General features: G+C 57.5%; 16 protein-coding genes. 8 read left to right on the top strand and 8 right to left on the bottom strand.

Translation table 11 applies throughout. The features are described 5' to 3' along the window. The first annotated feature begins 15 nt into the window (after positions 1-15). From JHL21_RS17165 to JHL21_RS17155, 3 genes are all read left to right on the top strand, one after another. Positions 16-945 (top strand): ABC transporter substrate-binding protein, encoded by a 930-nt coding sequence (locus tag JHL21_RS17165; RefSeq protein ID WP_200214883.1) that lies wholly within the window; start codon positions 16-18, stop codon positions 943-945. Between the two features lie 183 nt (positions 946-1128). Continuing rightward, positions 1129-1383 (top strand): GlsB/YeaQ/YmgE family stress response membrane protein, encoded by a 255-nt coding sequence (locus tag JHL21_RS17160; protein WP_200214882.1) that lies wholly within the window; start codon positions 1129-1131, stop codon positions 1381-1383. Positions 1384-1406: 23 nt separating this feature from the next. Further along, positions 1407-1874 carry a YidB family protein gene (locus tag JHL21_RS17155; protein WP_210338942.1) on the top strand — a complete coding sequence of 156 codons (468 nt, stop codon included), beginning with the start codon at positions 1407-1409 and terminating at the stop codon, positions 1872-1874. Positions 1875-1970: 96 nt separating this feature from the next. Here JHL21_RS17155 and JHL21_RS17150 read toward each other — a convergent pair whose 3' ends face one another. From JHL21_RS17150 to JHL21_RS17135, 4 genes are all read right to left on the bottom strand, one after another. Then, the gene (locus JHL21_RS17150) at positions 1971-2189 is read right to left on the bottom strand and encodes a hypothetical protein (RefSeq protein WP_169196652.1); all 219 of its coding nucleotides are present in this window, start codon (positions 2187-2189) and stop codon (positions 1971-1973) included. Positions 2190-2265: 76 nt separating this feature from the next. Then, positions 2266-4392 (bottom strand): histidine kinase dimerization/phosphoacceptor domain -containing protein, encoded by a 2127-nt coding sequence (locus tag JHL21_RS17145; protein ID WP_200214881.1) that lies wholly within the window; start codon positions 4390-4392, stop codon positions 2266-2268. Next, the gene (locus tag JHL21_RS17140; protein WP_200214873.1) at positions 4379-4930 is read right to left on the bottom strand and encodes a biliverdin-producing heme oxygenase; all 552 of its coding nucleotides are present in this window, start codon (positions 4928-4930) and stop codon (positions 4379-4381) included. Before JHL21_RS17140 ends, JHL21_RS17145 begins: the two co-directional genes overlap by 14 nt. Positions 4931-4990: 60 nt before the next feature. Beyond that, positions 4991-5275 (bottom strand): hypothetical protein, encoded by a 285-nt coding sequence (locus JHL21_RS17135; RefSeq protein ID WP_200214871.1) that lies wholly within the window; start codon positions 5273-5275, stop codon positions 4991-4993. A gap of 483 nt (positions 5276-5758) precedes the next feature. Between JHL21_RS17135 and uxaC the strand changes: the two genes are divergently transcribed. The 3 genes from uxaC (at position 5759) to JHL21_RS17120 (ending at position 8654) form a co-directional block, all read left to right on the top strand. Next, positions 5759-7177: a glucuronate isomerase gene (gene uxaC, locus JHL21_RS17130; RefSeq protein ID WP_200214869.1), complete on the top strand. Its 1419-nt coding sequence runs from the start codon at positions 5759-5761 to the stop codon at positions 7175-7177. 121 nt (positions 7178-7298) lie between these two features. Beyond that, positions 7299-8147 (top strand): aminoglycoside phosphotransferase family protein, encoded by an 849-nt coding sequence (locus JHL21_RS17125; RefSeq protein ID WP_200214867.1) that lies wholly within the window; start codon positions 7299-7301, stop codon positions 8145-8147. Positions 8148-8150: 3 nt separating this feature from the next. After that, positions 8151-8654, top strand: a complete 504-nt coding sequence (locus tag JHL21_RS17120; protein WP_200214865.1) for a CAP domain-containing protein — start codon at positions 8151-8153, stop codon at positions 8652-8654. Between the two features lie 3 nt (positions 8655-8657). On the opposite strand, the gene JHL21_RS17115 is transcribed toward JHL21_RS17120, so the two are convergent. From JHL21_RS17115 to JHL21_RS17100, 4 genes are all read right to left on the bottom strand, one after another. Then, positions 8658-9392, bottom strand: coding sequence for a TlyA family RNA methyltransferase (locus JHL21_RS17115; RefSeq protein ID WP_367948219.1), 735 nt, complete (start codon positions 9390-9392; stop codon positions 8658-8660). Continuing rightward, positions 9389-9982 carry an SCO family protein gene (locus JHL21_RS17110; protein WP_199532731.1) on the bottom strand — a complete coding sequence of 198 codons (594 nt, stop codon included), beginning with the start codon at positions 9980-9982 and terminating at the stop codon, positions 9389-9391. Before JHL21_RS17110 ends, JHL21_RS17115 begins: the two co-directional genes overlap by 4 nt. Positions 9983-10076: 94 nt before the next feature. Beyond that, positions 10077-10328: an exodeoxyribonuclease VII small subunit gene (locus JHL21_RS17105; RefSeq protein ID WP_169196661.1), complete on the bottom strand. Its 252-nt coding sequence runs from the start codon at positions 10326-10328 to the stop codon at positions 10077-10079. Positions 10329-10346: 18 nt separating this feature from the next. Next, on the bottom strand, positions 10347-11273 hold the full coding sequence (locus tag JHL21_RS17100) for a histone deacetylase family protein (RefSeq protein WP_169196662.1): 927 nt from the start codon (positions 11271-11273) through the stop codon (positions 10347-10349). Positions 11274-11393: 120 nt separating this feature from the next. Between JHL21_RS17100 and JHL21_RS17095 the strand changes: the two genes are divergently transcribed. Both JHL21_RS17095 and JHL21_RS17090 read left to right on the top strand, forming a co-directional pair. Continuing rightward, a complete protein-coding gene (locus JHL21_RS17095; protein ID WP_200214864.1) occupies positions 11394-12332 on the top strand; it encodes an L-threonylcarbamoyladenylate synthase in 939 nt (312 codons plus the stop codon). 236 nt (positions 12333-12568) lie between these two features. Continuing rightward, complete coding sequence (locus JHL21_RS17090) at positions 12569-13126, top strand: carbonic anhydrase (RefSeq protein WP_254082111.1); 558 nt, start codon at positions 12569-12571, stop codon at positions 13124-13126. Positions 13127-13584: the final 458 nt, after the last annotated feature.

Raw genomic sequence — 13584 nt, 5'->3', positions numbered from 1 at the left:
GGGCTGGAGGCTGAAGTGAGATTGTCATACCGGGTGTTGTGTTTGTCTGTAGCGGGACTGCTGTCTGGCTTTGCCCTCTCGACGCCGGCTTTGGCGCAAGTGGCTCAGGTGGTTAGTGCAACCGATGCCGAACGCGTCGTGCAGCACGCGAAAGGCGAGACCACTATTCCCGTCGCCCCAGAGCGCATTGTCACCTTGCACAATGTCTTTGCTGAAGCGTTGATCTCTATGGGCCTGGCTCCGATTGGTTCGGTTGATCGGCCCTCCGGCATGCCATCGCAACTGGTCGACGGCCTAGCGGCCACTGAGACCGTGGGAAACCATTCCGAACCTGACTTTGAGCGCGTGCTCAACCTCAATCCCGGTCTGATTTTAGCGCAAGCCAAGCAGCAAGAGAGCAATTACGAGCGCCTCACCGGCATAGCGCCGACTATTCTGCTGGATGAACCGGAAGCAGAATGGCGTGAATGGTATGTCGGGCTCGGGGATGCGCTTGGCCAAGCGGACGCGGTTAAGGCAACGCTAGAGGCTTACGAAGCCAAGGCCGCTGCAGCCAAGAGCGAGCTGCAGGCCGCGCTGGGCGAGCAGACCATTTTGCTGCTGCGCGTGCGCGAAAAGGACATTCGCGTTTATGGCGGTGCCCGTCGATCTGGCCCAGTGCTCTATCAAGACTTGGGTTTGACGGCGCATCAGAGCGTTCCAATGGCGGATGACCACGCCGAGGTCTCGCTTGAAAACCTCACCCAGCTTACGGCAGACCATATTTTCCTGATGGTCGAAGACCAGAACAAAATGTCCTCGATTGAAGAGATGGACCTTTGGAAGCGCCTGCCAGCCGTTGCGGCGGGGCATGTTTACGAAGTGAATATTGAACCCTGGAACCAGTCGGTTGGCCCGATCAGTTTCGGTGTGATCATCGACGACGTGCGCGCTGCGCTTCTCTAACTTTTTTATCCCTTGCGAAGTGATGCGTCTGCCTCTTAGGCGGGCGCATTTTTTCGGCGATTATCCGGCAGCTGAAGCGCTTGCCGGACGCTGATGTTGAAATGTGAACGCCAAATGCGCTCTTAGGCGCAACGAAGTCGGTGCAGGCCCGTTTCCCTCTAGTCGTTAACATGAGGGCTAAAAATGGGCATTCTCTGGACTATCATCATTGGCTTTATCGCCGGCGTGATCGCCAAGTTCATCGTGCCGGGCCGCAATGAGCCTTCGGGCTTTATCCTCACCACCATTCTCGGGATTATCGGCGCTTTCGTCGCCTCCTATCTCGGCCAAGCCGTCGGCTGGTACTCCGCCGGTGAAGGTGCAGGGCTGATCGGCGCGATCGTTGGTGCGGTCATCATCCTGTTCGTCTGGGGTGCCGTCGCTGGCCGCCGGGCCTAATCAAACACAAGAGGAGTTTCATCATGTCAAACCGTGGTATGCCGTCTATTCTGGCGCTTCTAGGCATGGCAGCCGTCGCAGGCTTTCAGCATCGAGACAAACTTGGCCAGATCCTAGGGCAAGTTGGAGACCAGGTGGGCAACCGGACCGCGGGATCAGGGCAAGGTGCAAACTCCTCTGCCACTGGTCAGGGCGGACTGATGGGCGGACTGAATGATCTGCTCGACACTTTCCGCAACTCAGGTCAGCGTGAACAGGCCGATTCTTGGATCACACCCGGCGTGCCCACGCAGGGACTGTCGCGAGATCAGGTTGAGCAGGCCATTGGCCGGGACAACCTTATGAATCTGTCGCGCGATACTGGGCTGGACTATGATGAGTTGCTCAATCGCCTTGCGCAAAACATTCCGGAAGCTGTCGATCGGGCAACCCCAGATGGCCGCTTCCCACAGAACGAGGACGAACTGCGTCAGCGGTTTTCTGGGCTCTAAGAAGCCTCGACCTCATACAGGAAAAGGGCCGCCCTTGGGGCGGCCCTTTTCGTATTGAAATACAGGTCGCGGGGCGACCATGGATCACAGGACTGATCAGGAATGGCTGGGCAGGGTCTTGCCGTAGAGGCGGACCATGTTGGTGCCGCCTGGGCTTTGCCAATAAACGCGACAGATAAGGTCTCTTTTTGCGCCGCTACGGAATAGGTGCATTCCCAAGGCTTCGCCAGCCGCCGCCTCTGGCGTCTGTGCGTCCAACTTGTGTTCGGTTTCCTTCTGCGCTGCGCGCAAATCGACAATACGAAACTGGGGCATGGTTTTCCTTCCATGACCCCAATGAATCTCGCTAACTATAGGTTCCCTCACACTATCGTGCTAACGCCTTGGCCGATCAATCCTTATCGTCGGTTATTGGGATACGGACGATCGCGCGCGTGCCTGGGTTATTGTCCTCAAAGCTCAGGGTTCCGTCGAGGCGCTGGATCAAGACCTGAACCATTCTTTGGCCAAAACCAGTGCCCGTAACCGTGCCGTCGAGCCCCTTGCCCTTGTCTGAAACCGTCAGCTGAATAGTCTGCAGATGTTGTGACAGCGAAATATGGACTGGCCCCGGCGCGCCGTTATAGGCGTATTTGGCGAGGTTCGTGACCAGCTCGTTTAGCATCAGGCCAAGGGTGACAGCCTTGTCCGTGGGAATGAGCACAGGGGCGAGGTCAAGTTGAAGCGACTTGCGCCACAGGCCGTCCAGTGTGTCGAAAAGTTCGTGAACCAGCTCCTCAAGATAGCGCGAGAGATCGATGGTCTCGACGCTTTCGTCTTGATAGAGGCGTCGGTGCGCCAGCGACACTGCCATCAAACGGCGCTCTGCTTGCTGCAATTCTCGGCGTGCCTCATCGCTCGTCCCGCGCGACTGCATGCGCAAGAAAGCCGCGACGATGGACAGGCTGTTTTGAACGCGATGATTGACCTCTTTGAGCAGATAATCCTTCTGCCGCATCAGGTTTTCGTTTTCTTGAACCGTCGCCGTAAGCTCACGATTTAGCTGGCGGATGCGGCTGTTGTTGCGTGCATCGAGCAGCATACGCGCGACGCGTGACGCGGATTCAATTTCGGCAAGCGACCACTGGCGTGAGCGACCACTGACGGTCTCGGACCATTCATCGAATGAGGCGCGCGGCGTCAAAGGCGTGCTGGGGTCGCCCGTGCTGGATTTGTGCGGATTGCCCGCCCATTGCACCGTTTGCAGATGTTCGGCCCGGAACCACATGAGGATGGTCGGCACTTCCGTGGGCATGGTGACGCCGAGGAGACCGCTGGCAATGTTTTTATAAGCCTCGGCGGACGGCACGAGCACCGATAGGTGATGGGTTGCGATTGGCTTGACCAGAGCGGGCGCGCGAACAAATTCTGCCAGTTCGCGGATATTCGCTTCGCTCGGCGAGGCTCCGACTTGATAAACATCTGTGCCTTGCACAGCGGCAAAGCCATCGGCATCCAAGAGCGTGGCCAGATAGCTGCCTGATTTGGCGAAGAATTGCCCGAGGTGACATTCATCGCCGAGGCGCGAGAGAATTGCATCTTCCTGCGTGCGCAAGCGAATGCGTTGCTGGTAAAATTCGCCTTCTTCTCGCACCTTCAACAGCCGCGACAGGCTCGTTGCCAGCGCTTGGCTGGCCATGCGATTGGTCAGCGCGATGTTTTTAGGCGAATGGTGGTGGCAGGCGATGAGCCCCCACAACTGCCCGTCCTTGATAATGGACATGGACGCTGAGGCGCCCACCTCCATATTTTTCAAGTACTGGATGTGAACAGGCGACACACTGCGCAGGGCAGAGACCGAGAGGTCGATCGACTTGAGCTTGGAGCTGGCGCTGATAATCGGCTGGGGCTGGGAGTGCACATCGGCAATGACCCGTACCTTGTTCCGGACGTAGAGAGCCCGGGCCTGCTTGGGAATATCACTTGCCGGGAAATGATGGTTCATAAAGCTGGAGAAGCCGGGGGAGCGATACTCGCCCAAGACCTTTCCGGCATCGCCTTCGACAAAGCGATAGACCATAACGCGGTCAAAGCCGGTGAGCCTGTGAAAGGCGAGGGCGGTTTCATTGGCGAGGTCTTCCAGCGTTCCCGCCCGTTCAAGCCGAGCCTCATGCGCGTGGAACTGCGCGAGGAAAGAGGCATCAATGGGCTTTGCTTCCTCGCTATAGAGAAGCTCGACAACCAAATGTTCGTCACTGCGATAGCTGAGAACGTCGTAGGTGCGACCAGAGAAAACCACTGGGGCGCTGATATGGACGCCCTGCGCTGGTGTTTGATCTCTCAAGGTCTCCCAATTCAGATCCAGGATATCGGCAAGCTTTTGGCCCAAAACATTCTCATCGAGCGCGCCGGCGAAACCAACCAGCGTGCCGGAGGTCGGCTCAACGATAAATAACGCGCCATTGCCTTGGATCGAGCCGGGAATGTGAATGGGCTCGAGGTCACAGGCATTCAGATCGGACCTGTCAATGGATGTCATTGGCTGGGTCCCTATAGATCTCAAACGCGAGCTCGAACACGCGCTTGGCAGAGGCGATGGCCTGATGATGGAGGTGTTCAGGAAGGCTATCGAGAAGGGCGACGAAGTGAGGCCAACGCCTAGGCTCGCTTACTTGCTGCGCCAAGTGACGGGCGCCAAATTGGGCATCAAAACCTAGGGCGGTGGCACGACGCAGCAATAGCTGCGCCCCGAGGGACGAGCCTTCCAGCACGTAAAGCGCTCCAACTTGTTCGGCGGTGTTTAAACGAATGGAATAAGAGCGAGGACAAGGGCGGCGCGTGACGCCTAAATCGTCAAGATCATCGCAAAGATACGGGCCCAGCTTTTGCGGGCTCCAGATGTCGAGTGAGTCTAGGGCAAACTCTAAAGAGAGCCTAAACCGGTAGGTAGCCGTTGCAAAGTGCCTATATTGCTCAATATTTGAAAAAATTCCTGTGATGCTGTCGAGTTGACTATGAATGTCTTTGGTTTCTGCGCGCAGAAGACTGCGCAATGAAAGTTCTCTCGTCAGTCTCAAAGCCCTCTCTCGAATTCAATTATTCGAGAAAGATTTATCATAAGGCACTGTAAAGACTATTCACTTTTCGGAAAGAACGTCTGCGATTGAGGATTTGATATTCTTCATCTGACGTGGTGTTGCAGATTTGTTGGCGCTGCTGTGGCGCAATTGGCAGAAATAAAAATCATAATTAATTGCTGTTACTAGAAATAATTGCCCAAGTCTTGTTTGGGTGTGAGGGCGTTGTTTGATGGTTGATGCGCGCGCATAAAAAAAAGCCCGGACGCTGGGGAGGGAAACCAGCATCCGGGCTTTGGTGTCGGCGGGGAACGCATCGCGCGCATGGAGGGAGGAGAAACGCACGAGGCTAAGCTCAACCCGATCCGAACTGCGAGAGCAGCAACTGTGGTCGTCGCTCTCTTGATTGGAAAGATAGGTACGCTTTGAAAAATTCCAAGCGCATACCAGCCATGTGCTCGGTGCTTATAAGAGGTTCGTGAGTAAAGCGCTCGCCGTGGCCACGATGCCAAAGGCTGCTAAGCTTGCCGACGCCAACATAATGTAGATGCGGTCGACGCGCGCGCGATGGCGCGCATTGCGCCGTGCTTCAGACAGCGCGGTGGCCGAAATTGGAGCGGGACTGTGTGACACCTTTTCCTCCTGGGATGGAGCAACTGGCGGGCTGGCGATTGTCTCTGTTCTCGCCCGGATAAGGGAGCTTAGCTGCACCGGGTTATCTTCCGAACCAGAACTGATGAACGCGGTTAATTCGACTTAAATGCCGAGCGCTGTAATCTTGTATGGCAGATGTTGATTGGCCCGCGCGAACGTGGCACAAACGCCCTCATGACACACCCAGCCCATCTGCACCCCGATCGTCTCTTTCCGGCCTCAGAGCCCGCGCAATCGATTGCCCGGGACCTTTATCCGGCTGTGAAAGATCTCCCCATTGTCTCCCCGCACGGCCACACCGACCCAAGCTGGTTCGCGCAGAACGAGCGCTTTGCCTCGCCGACAGCTCTGTTTTTGACGCCGGACCATTATGTGCTGCGTATGCTCAAGAGCCGCGGCATCAGCTATGATGCGCTAGGTATTCCGCGCAAGGATGGCAAGCCGGTCGAGACCGACCAACGCAAGGCGTGGAAGCTGTTTGCGGAAAACTATTATTTGTTCGCAGGCACACCGTCCAAGACCTGGGTCGATCACTCGCTGCATGCTGTTTTCGGGATCACCGAGGAATTGTCCGGGGCGACAGCCGACGCGATCTTTGATCAGATCGAGGGCCAGCTGGGCTCACCAGAGCTGCGTCCGCGCGCCATTCTCGAGCGCTTTTCGGTTGAGGTGATCGCGACCACCGAATTTGCGCTTGATCCGCTTGTGCATCATCAGTCGATGTTGGCACAGGGGCTCATTGGGCCGGTGCGCACCACCTATCGCCCCGACGATGTGACCGATCCAAGCCGCGCAGCTATTGCCGAAAACCTGCAAAAATTTGGTGAGATCACTGGCGAGAATATTACGAGCTGGGATGGCCTGATCAATGCGCATCGGGCGCGGCGCGAATATTTCCGCCGCTATGGTGCTGTGGCGACCGACCATGGCGTGCCAACGGCCAATACCGCCGATTTGCCCTTGGTCGAAAAGCAGGCGCTGCTCGACAAAATTCTGGCCAAGCGCCACGACGCGCAGGACGCAGAACTGTTCCGCGCCCAGATGATGACGGAAATGGCTCTGCTCTCGGTCGAAGACGGCATGGTGATGCAGATCCACGCGGGTTCGCGTCGGAATACCGATCCACTGCTTTTTGACGAGCGCGGCACCGACCTTGGCGCCGACATCCCCGGACCAACCGATTATGTTGGCGGATTGAAGGCCCTGTTGTCGCGCTGTGGCAACGAGAAGAATCTTCGTCTGTTGATGTTCGTGCTGGATGAAACCACCTATGCGCGAGAACTCGCGCCTATGGCAGGCTATTGGCCATCGCTGATGATTGGACCACCTTGGTGGTTCCACGACAGTCCGCAGGGCATTCGCCGCTATCTCGATCAGGTGGTGGAGAGCGCTGGCTTTTATAACTTGGCCGGCTTCAACGACGACACGCGGGCCTTGCTGTCGATCCCGGCGCGCCATGACGTTTGGCGGCGTGAGGTTTGTGGTTTCCTAGGCCGTTGGGTCGGCGAAAATCGCATCACCAAATCGACCGCCGAAGATCTGGCCAAGCACTTGAGCTATCAGGCCGCCAAGGACGCCTACAAAATACGCTAAACAGGAAAATGATTTGGCGGGGCATGGCTCCGCCAAATCTCTAGGGCGTGCCGTACTTCAGCCCGCTTTTCGCGCCATTCCCGTCGTATCCTGCATCGGCATCTGCTCTAATGGCGTAATGATGAATCAGACACCTCTCGAAACGGCGCTCAATCGAGCCATGATCCGTTGGTCTTTGACGAAATCGGCGCTGGTCGCCGAGACCCAAAACGGCTGGGTTTTTAAGGTCGAGCAGAACGGTCGCGATATGGCGGCCCTCAAAATCATCAAGCCCCACGTCCGCGACCAAGAAGGGCGCGGCACAAGCCTTTTGGAATACTATTCCGGTGAAGGCGCGGTGACGGTTTTCGACGTCCACGAAGACGCCATCTTTATGGAATGGCTCGACGGAGGCACGCTGGGAATTCTGTCTCGTTCAGGGCGCGATGCGGAAGCCACCGAGGCTTTTGCTTCGACCGTCCAGAAGCTGCACATGCCACGCGCGGATTTCCCGAAGGGGCTCGCGCCGCTCCGGCAAAATTTCGATGCCTTGTTTGAAACCGATGTGCGGCAATGGCCCCATACGGCGCGCGATCTTTATGCGCGCTGCGCAGGCACGGCACTCAAGCTCTTTGATAAGCCGACCCGCGAAGTGCCGCTGCACGGCGATTTGCACCACGACAATATTATGCGCTCTGATCGGGGCTGGTTGGCGATTGACCCCAAGGGGCTATACGGCGACCCGCATTATGAAGTCGCCATTGCCTTCCGCAATCCGCACAATGCCATCAAGGTTGCAGCGAACGCCAAGCGCATCAGCGATATGGCGGATGTGTTTTCGGCAAAGTTGCAGCTCAACCGTAAGCGCATCCTAGGCTTTGCGGCTGTCCATTCGGGCCTTGCCGCCTGCTGGAATTTGCAGGCCGGAAACGCTATTCACGGGGACCTTGCTGTCTTGCCTCTCTTGCTCAGCGCTTACGATCAGGCCTAATTCATGACCCTTATTTCGCGCCGTTCCTTGCTTATTCTTGGCGCTGCGGGCCTCGTCTCTGCCTGTTCAACCACGATCCCGCCCCTTCCGGCCAAGGCGTCGAGCCAGCCAGAGGGGCTGTCGCGCGAGGAAATCGTTGCCACCATCAACGCCGTCCGTCGGGCGAATGGGGCAGGGGAGTGGACCTATAGCTCGGCCCTTGAGGCGGCAGCGCGTTCGCAAGCGCGGCTCATGGCACGCAAGGATACGCTGAGCCACGATCTGGGTGTAACGCTGCGCGAGCGTGTGACGGAGGCAGGTTACCAGCTGGCTGTCGGCGAAAATCTCGCCAAGGGATATAAAACCCTTCCCGACACAATTCAGGGGTGGCTCAATTCCACTGGTCACCGCAAGACGCTGCTGTCGACGCGCTTTGTCGAGTTCGGTCTGGCGACGGCGCGGACCAATTCTGGGAAAATTTATTGGGCCTTGATCGCAGGCGGTCCGTTTGAGGCCTGGCGACAGTAAAGCCTAGCCGCGCGAAAACACCAGAACGGTTTCCTGATTGCCGTCGCCGCCCGTAATCGGTGACAGAATTTTGGTTTGAAGCGCGAAGTTTTGCGCTTCGACAAAGGCGATGACCTCGCCCATGGCGCGGTCGGACGCCTCAAGATCGCTAACGATCCCGCCCTTGCCGATAAAGTCCCGCCCGACTTCAAACTGCGGTTTGAACAGGATGATGGCGTCCGCTTTTGGAGCGCAGAGGGACAACGGGGCTTCGAGCACTTTGGTGACCGACACAAAGCTAACGTCGGAAACGACGAGATCAATCGGCTCCACGATGCGGTCTCGATCGAGGTCGCGGGCATTGGTGCCCTCATAGCTGACAACGCGCGCATCGGCGCGGAGCAGGGGATGAAGTTGGTCGTGACCAACGTCGACCGCATAGACTTTGGCCGCGCCACGCTTGACCAGAACCTGGGTGAAGCCGCCGGTTGAGGACCCGACGTCGAGACAGATTTTGCCTTCCGGCAAAATTTTGCCTTCGTCGAGCCCGGCAATCAGTTTGAGCGAAGCGCGCGAAACATAGTCCGCTGCCGGGTCATCAATTCCCAAAACATCATCGGCCCCCACCATCTGGTTGGGCTTTTTCGCCGGAGCGCCGTTCACTGAAACCGTGCCGCGCAAAATCGCATCGCGCGCACGAGCGCGGCTTGGCATCAAGCCACGCTCTTCAAGCGCAAGATCAAGCCGGATCCGGCTCACACCTTCACCGCACGCTGGATTTTGTTCTTCGCTGTCTCGGCATCTTCCCCGTAGGAAATGCTCGAAACAAACTTGCCCTTATCGTCGATTATATAGGTCAGCGAGGTGTGGTTGACGGTGTAATACTCGCCTTCACCGACGATTTCCGAGAAGGCACCAAAGGCCTTCTTGATGCTCTCTGTGTCCTCAGCTGTGCCGGTCAGACCAATAACGCTTGGGTCAAAGCCTTCGACATAGTCCTTGACGATCTCGGCGGTGTCGCGCGCCGGATCAACCGAAACAAAGATGATACGCAGATCGTCCTGGGTGAGGCCCAGCTGTGCGCGCCATGCGGTTGTCTCGGCCAGAGTGACCGGGCAAACATCGGGGCAATGGGTATAGCCAAAGAACACGAGGCTCGGCGTACCCATCAGATCAAGATCGGTAAACTCGCCACCACGCGAGGATGTGAGCGAAAACGTATGACCTTCTTCCCCGATGGTCTGCTGGGGTGGGCGGAAGGCGTAAAGAGCCGTGGCTCCAATTGCCGCGACGGCAACCAGCACCCAAAGTGCGATGCGCACAATGCGCAAGGAGTTGTTTGAGGACATGTGTTTCGCCTTTCAGATAGCCAAAAGGTCACGCAGTGCTCGGCACTCGCATGACCTTGTGACCGTATAATAAGGAGGGCTGGTCAGCCCAAAATCAATTTGCGTCGAGCGGCTCGGTGCCTACGGCCTTGCCTTCACGCGACAGCGTGATCTTTTCGATCCGCGCTTCTGCTGTCTTCAGCAGGGTCTCGCAATGCGCTTTGAGCGCTTCGCCGCGTTCATAAATGGCAATGGATTCAGCCAAAGGCGCGCGTCCGCTTTCCAGCTTCTGCACGATCTGTTCGAGCTGCTCGAGTGCAGCTTCAAAGCTCAGCGATTTCACATCGTCATGTGCAGTGTCGGCCATGATAAATCCTGATCCTGTTTACCCGTTGAGTAGGGTCGCAACATGGGTGCTGACCCCACCGGAAAGTCCCTTGAGGTCATACCCACCTTCGAGGAGTGACACAATCCGATTGCCGCATCGGCGCTCGGCAATGTCCATCAACTTGCCCGTTACCCAGCGAAAATCATCCTCTATCCATTCCAACTGGGCGAGCGGATCGAGAATATGCGCGTCAAACCCGGCAGAGAGAATGATCAGATCGGGCGCGAAATTGTCGAGCGCGGGCAGAATGATCTCATTATAGGCGGCGCGCATCTCCGCTCCAGCCGTTTTGGGCTTGAGCGCAGCGTTAAAGATATTGCCTACGCCATGTTCATCGGGCCGACCCGTGCCGGGAAAAAGCGGCATCTGATGGCTCGACGCATAAAAGACGCTCGGGTCGTCTTTAAAGATGTCTTGGGTGCCATTGCCATGATGAACGTCAAAATCGACGATGGCGATACGTTCCGCGCCATACTTGCGCTGGGCTTCCCGTGCCGCAATGGCTGCAGTGTTGACCAGGCAGAAACCGCTGGTGTCCGCGATTTCAGCGTGATGACCGGGCGGGCGAATGGCGCAGAAAGCATTGTCAACTTCGCCGAGCAAAACGCCACGCAGACCAGCCAGTGCGCCGCCAAGGCCCGTGGCCACAACGTCCAGACTGTTGCCGGAAATCACAGTGTCGCTGGTTAGCGAGCGAATGCCTTCGGCAGGGCGCGCGTCGCGGAGCGCTGGCAGATAATTGGCATCATGCACGAGTTCGGCCAGAAAGAGATCGCCATAAGGCGCGTCTTGACGGACAAGAGCGTCAAACTCAGGTGCAGACAAGGCTTCAGCCACGGCGACCAGCCGAGCGGCGCATTCAGGATGCCCTTTGGGCGTCAGATGCTCTTCGTAATTTGTCTGGCTGACCAAAAGGGTCGTCACATTAGCTCCATGCCGATACTGGCCTGATCACGCATAATCTACGCCCAGCCTATTCCGCCGTATACATCAGGGTGATGGTTTGTCTTGACGGCAGGCGTGCCTATTGTCAAACACCCAAGCATGAACGTTCCAGCTATCGAAACCATCCGGCAGGCGGGCGAAAGCCTGCGCGCAGGGCAGCTTGTCGCCTTCCCAACCGAGACCGTTTACGGGCTCGGTGCTGACGCGACCAATGCCGACGCGGTACTTTCGATTTATGAAACCAAGGGCCGTCCGCGCTTCAATCCGCTGATTGTTCACTGCGCCGATCTGGCGATGGCCGAACGCTACGGCGTCTTTGGCCCATTGGCGCGCAAGCTGGCGCAGGCCTTTTGGCCGGGCCCGCTGACAATCGTTGTGCCTTTGGCCGCAGGTCACGGCCTCGCGGATGTCACCACGGCAGGGCTCGATACTGTAGGCATTCGCGTGCCCGATCATTCAATCGCCAACGCCTTGATCCGCGCCGCAGACCGGCCACTTGCCGCGCCTTCGGCCAATCCATCTGGAAAATTGTCGCCGACGACGGCTCTGCAGGTCAGTGAAGGCTTTGCCGGCCGTGTGGCGGTTCTCGACGGCGGGCCATGCACATCGGGCGTCGAGTCCACTATCGTGACCGTCGATGGGGATACCATCGTCCAGCTCCGCGCCGGTGCGCTCGCGCGCGAAGAGATAGAGGCCCTCACCGGAAAAACTGTTGTTTTGGCGGAAAAGGGCGCGAAGATCTCCGCGCCCGGCATGCTCCTGAGCCATTATGCCCCCAATGCCGCGATCCGCCTCAACGCAATCCCTGAAGAGGGTGAGGCCTATCTCGCGTTCGGCTCCGCTGTCGCGCACCATGGTCCGACGCTCAATCTCTCGCCAAGCGGCGATTTGCGAGAAGCGGCACGCAATCTCTTTGCCTATCTCCATCAGCTCGACAAAGCTGGCGCAAGTCTGATCGCTGTGGCGCCTATCCCGAGCACGGGTCTGGGCGAAGCCATCAATGATCGCTTGTCCCGCGCAGCGGCACCGCGCGCCTAGCCTGCCTGAAAATCAGAGTGATCTAAGCGCTTTAGTGCGCCATATTGGGTTTCATTATTCGGAGCCCGACAATGTGCAACACATGTTCAAGCGTTTCGCTTTCCCGCCGTCATCTGCTTATCGGCAGCCTTGCTTTAGCGGCAGCCACAGCTCTCCCGCCGCAGAGTGCCATTGCCCTTGATATGCATGGGGCACCCGCGATCTCCGTCTCACCAAAAGAAGCGTGGGACAGGTTGATGCTCGGCAATCAGCGGTTCCTCGATAATACCCGCCGCAATGTCGATTTCGCAGCAGCGCGTCCAACACTAGCGCTCGGCCAACATCCCTACGCTGCAGTCCTGACCTGCGCAGATTCGCGTGTTGTGCCTGAACTCGCCTTCGACCAAGCGCCGGGCGATCTCTTTGTCCCCCGCGTGGCGGGCAATTTCGCTGGGGAGGACGAAATCGCCAGCCTCGAATACGCTGTGGCGTCACTCAATACGCGTCTCATCGTTGTTCTTGGACACTCAAGGTGTGGAGCTGTCGATGCGGCACTCGCTGTCGCCCGCGACAATGCCGATCTGCCGGGCTTCCTTCCCAAGCTCATCGACAACATTGTGCCTGCTGCCAATAAAGCGCTCCTCTCCGGCGCGGATGACGTTCTTGCCGAAGCGGTCAATGAGAACATCCGCATGACTGTCTCCAACCTTATTACCCGAAGTGTCGTCATCGGCGCTGCGCACCGGGAGGGGAAACTAGCGGTCCTCGGCGCTCACTATGACCTAGCCTCAGGAGAGGTGACCCCAGTTTCTTGAATGCTTGCGAAAACCCACAGGGCCTAGGGATATTTCACAGAATGAGAGCGGATAGCGCTAAGGCGCAGAAACTCTAGCAACTCAGTCGAGTTCTGCACATTGACCCTTGTTGCGAAACGTAAAACTGTCGTGATTTTGTCATGAGGGGGTTGCCAGCAAAACGGCCTGCCCCTATAACCCGGTCATCGCTGCAGAGCACAGCGCCTTCCGGCACTGAGTTCTAGCGGCACAGAAATCTGAAAGATCAGGCAGTTTGGCCGGTAACGGCGCAAAAAGCTTTGTCTCTAAGAACTCCGGAAGCTTAGCTTCCAAAATGACGTGTCCGGTTTGCGCCGATGGGTCAGCTCTTTGACATTGTGAAGATTGAAGAAAGAGAAACGTGGACGGCGAGGTTCTTGCGAACGGAAGCTGGGGTTTACTCCAGTGGAAGTTATACAAGACTTCGATGGGTGCACGTT

Origin of the sequence: Devosia sp. WQ 349K1 (assembly GCF_016595685.1) — a bacterium.
GTDB lineage: Bacteria > Pseudomonadota > Alphaproteobacteria > Rhizobiales > Devosiaceae > Devosia.
This window is presented reverse-complemented; position numbering and strand designations above follow the sequence as displayed.

Excerpts from the sequence above, each read along its gene's own strand:
- JHL21_RS17090 (WP_254082111.1), top strand. The coding sequence starts at position 12,569 with ATGCTCGGCAATCAGCGGTTCCTCGATAATACCCGCCGCAATGTCGAT.
- uxaC (WP_200214869.1), top strand. The coding sequence starts at position 5,759 with ATGACACACCCAGCCCATCTGCACCCCGATCGTCTCTTTCCGGCCTCA.
- JHL21_RS17110 (WP_199532731.1), bottom strand. The coding sequence starts at position 9,982 with ATGTCCTCAAACAACTCCTTGCGCATTGTGCGCATCGCACTTTGGGTG.
- JHL21_RS17145 (WP_200214881.1), bottom strand. The coding sequence starts at position 4,392 with ATGACATCCATTGACAGGTCCGATCTGAATGCCTGTGACCTCGAGCCC.
- JHL21_RS17120 (WP_200214865.1), top strand. The coding sequence starts at position 8,151 with ATGACCCTTATTTCGCGCCGTTCCTTGCTTATTCTTGGCGCTGCGGGC.
- JHL21_RS17105 (WP_169196661.1), bottom strand. The coding sequence starts at position 10,328 with ATGGCCGACACTGCACATGACGATGTGAAATCGCTGAGCTTTGAAGCT.
- JHL21_RS17150 (WP_169196652.1), bottom strand. The coding sequence starts at position 2,189 with ATGCCCCAGTTTCGTATTGTCGATTTGCGCGCAGCGCAGAAGGAAACC.
- JHL21_RS17125 (WP_200214867.1), top strand. The coding sequence starts at position 7,299 with ATGAATCAGACACCTCTCGAAACGGCGCTCAATCGAGCCATGATCCGT.
- JHL21_RS17095 (WP_200214864.1), top strand. The coding sequence starts at position 11,394 with ATGAACGTTCCAGCTATCGAAACCATCCGGCAGGCGGGCGAAAGCCTG.
- JHL21_RS17160 (WP_200214882.1), top strand. The coding sequence starts at position 1,129 with ATGGGCATTCTCTGGACTATCATCATTGGCTTTATCGCCGGCGTGATC.
- JHL21_RS17155 (WP_210338942.1), top strand. The coding sequence starts at position 1,407 with ATGTCAAACCGTGGTATGCCGTCTATTCTGGCGCTTCTAGGCATGGCA.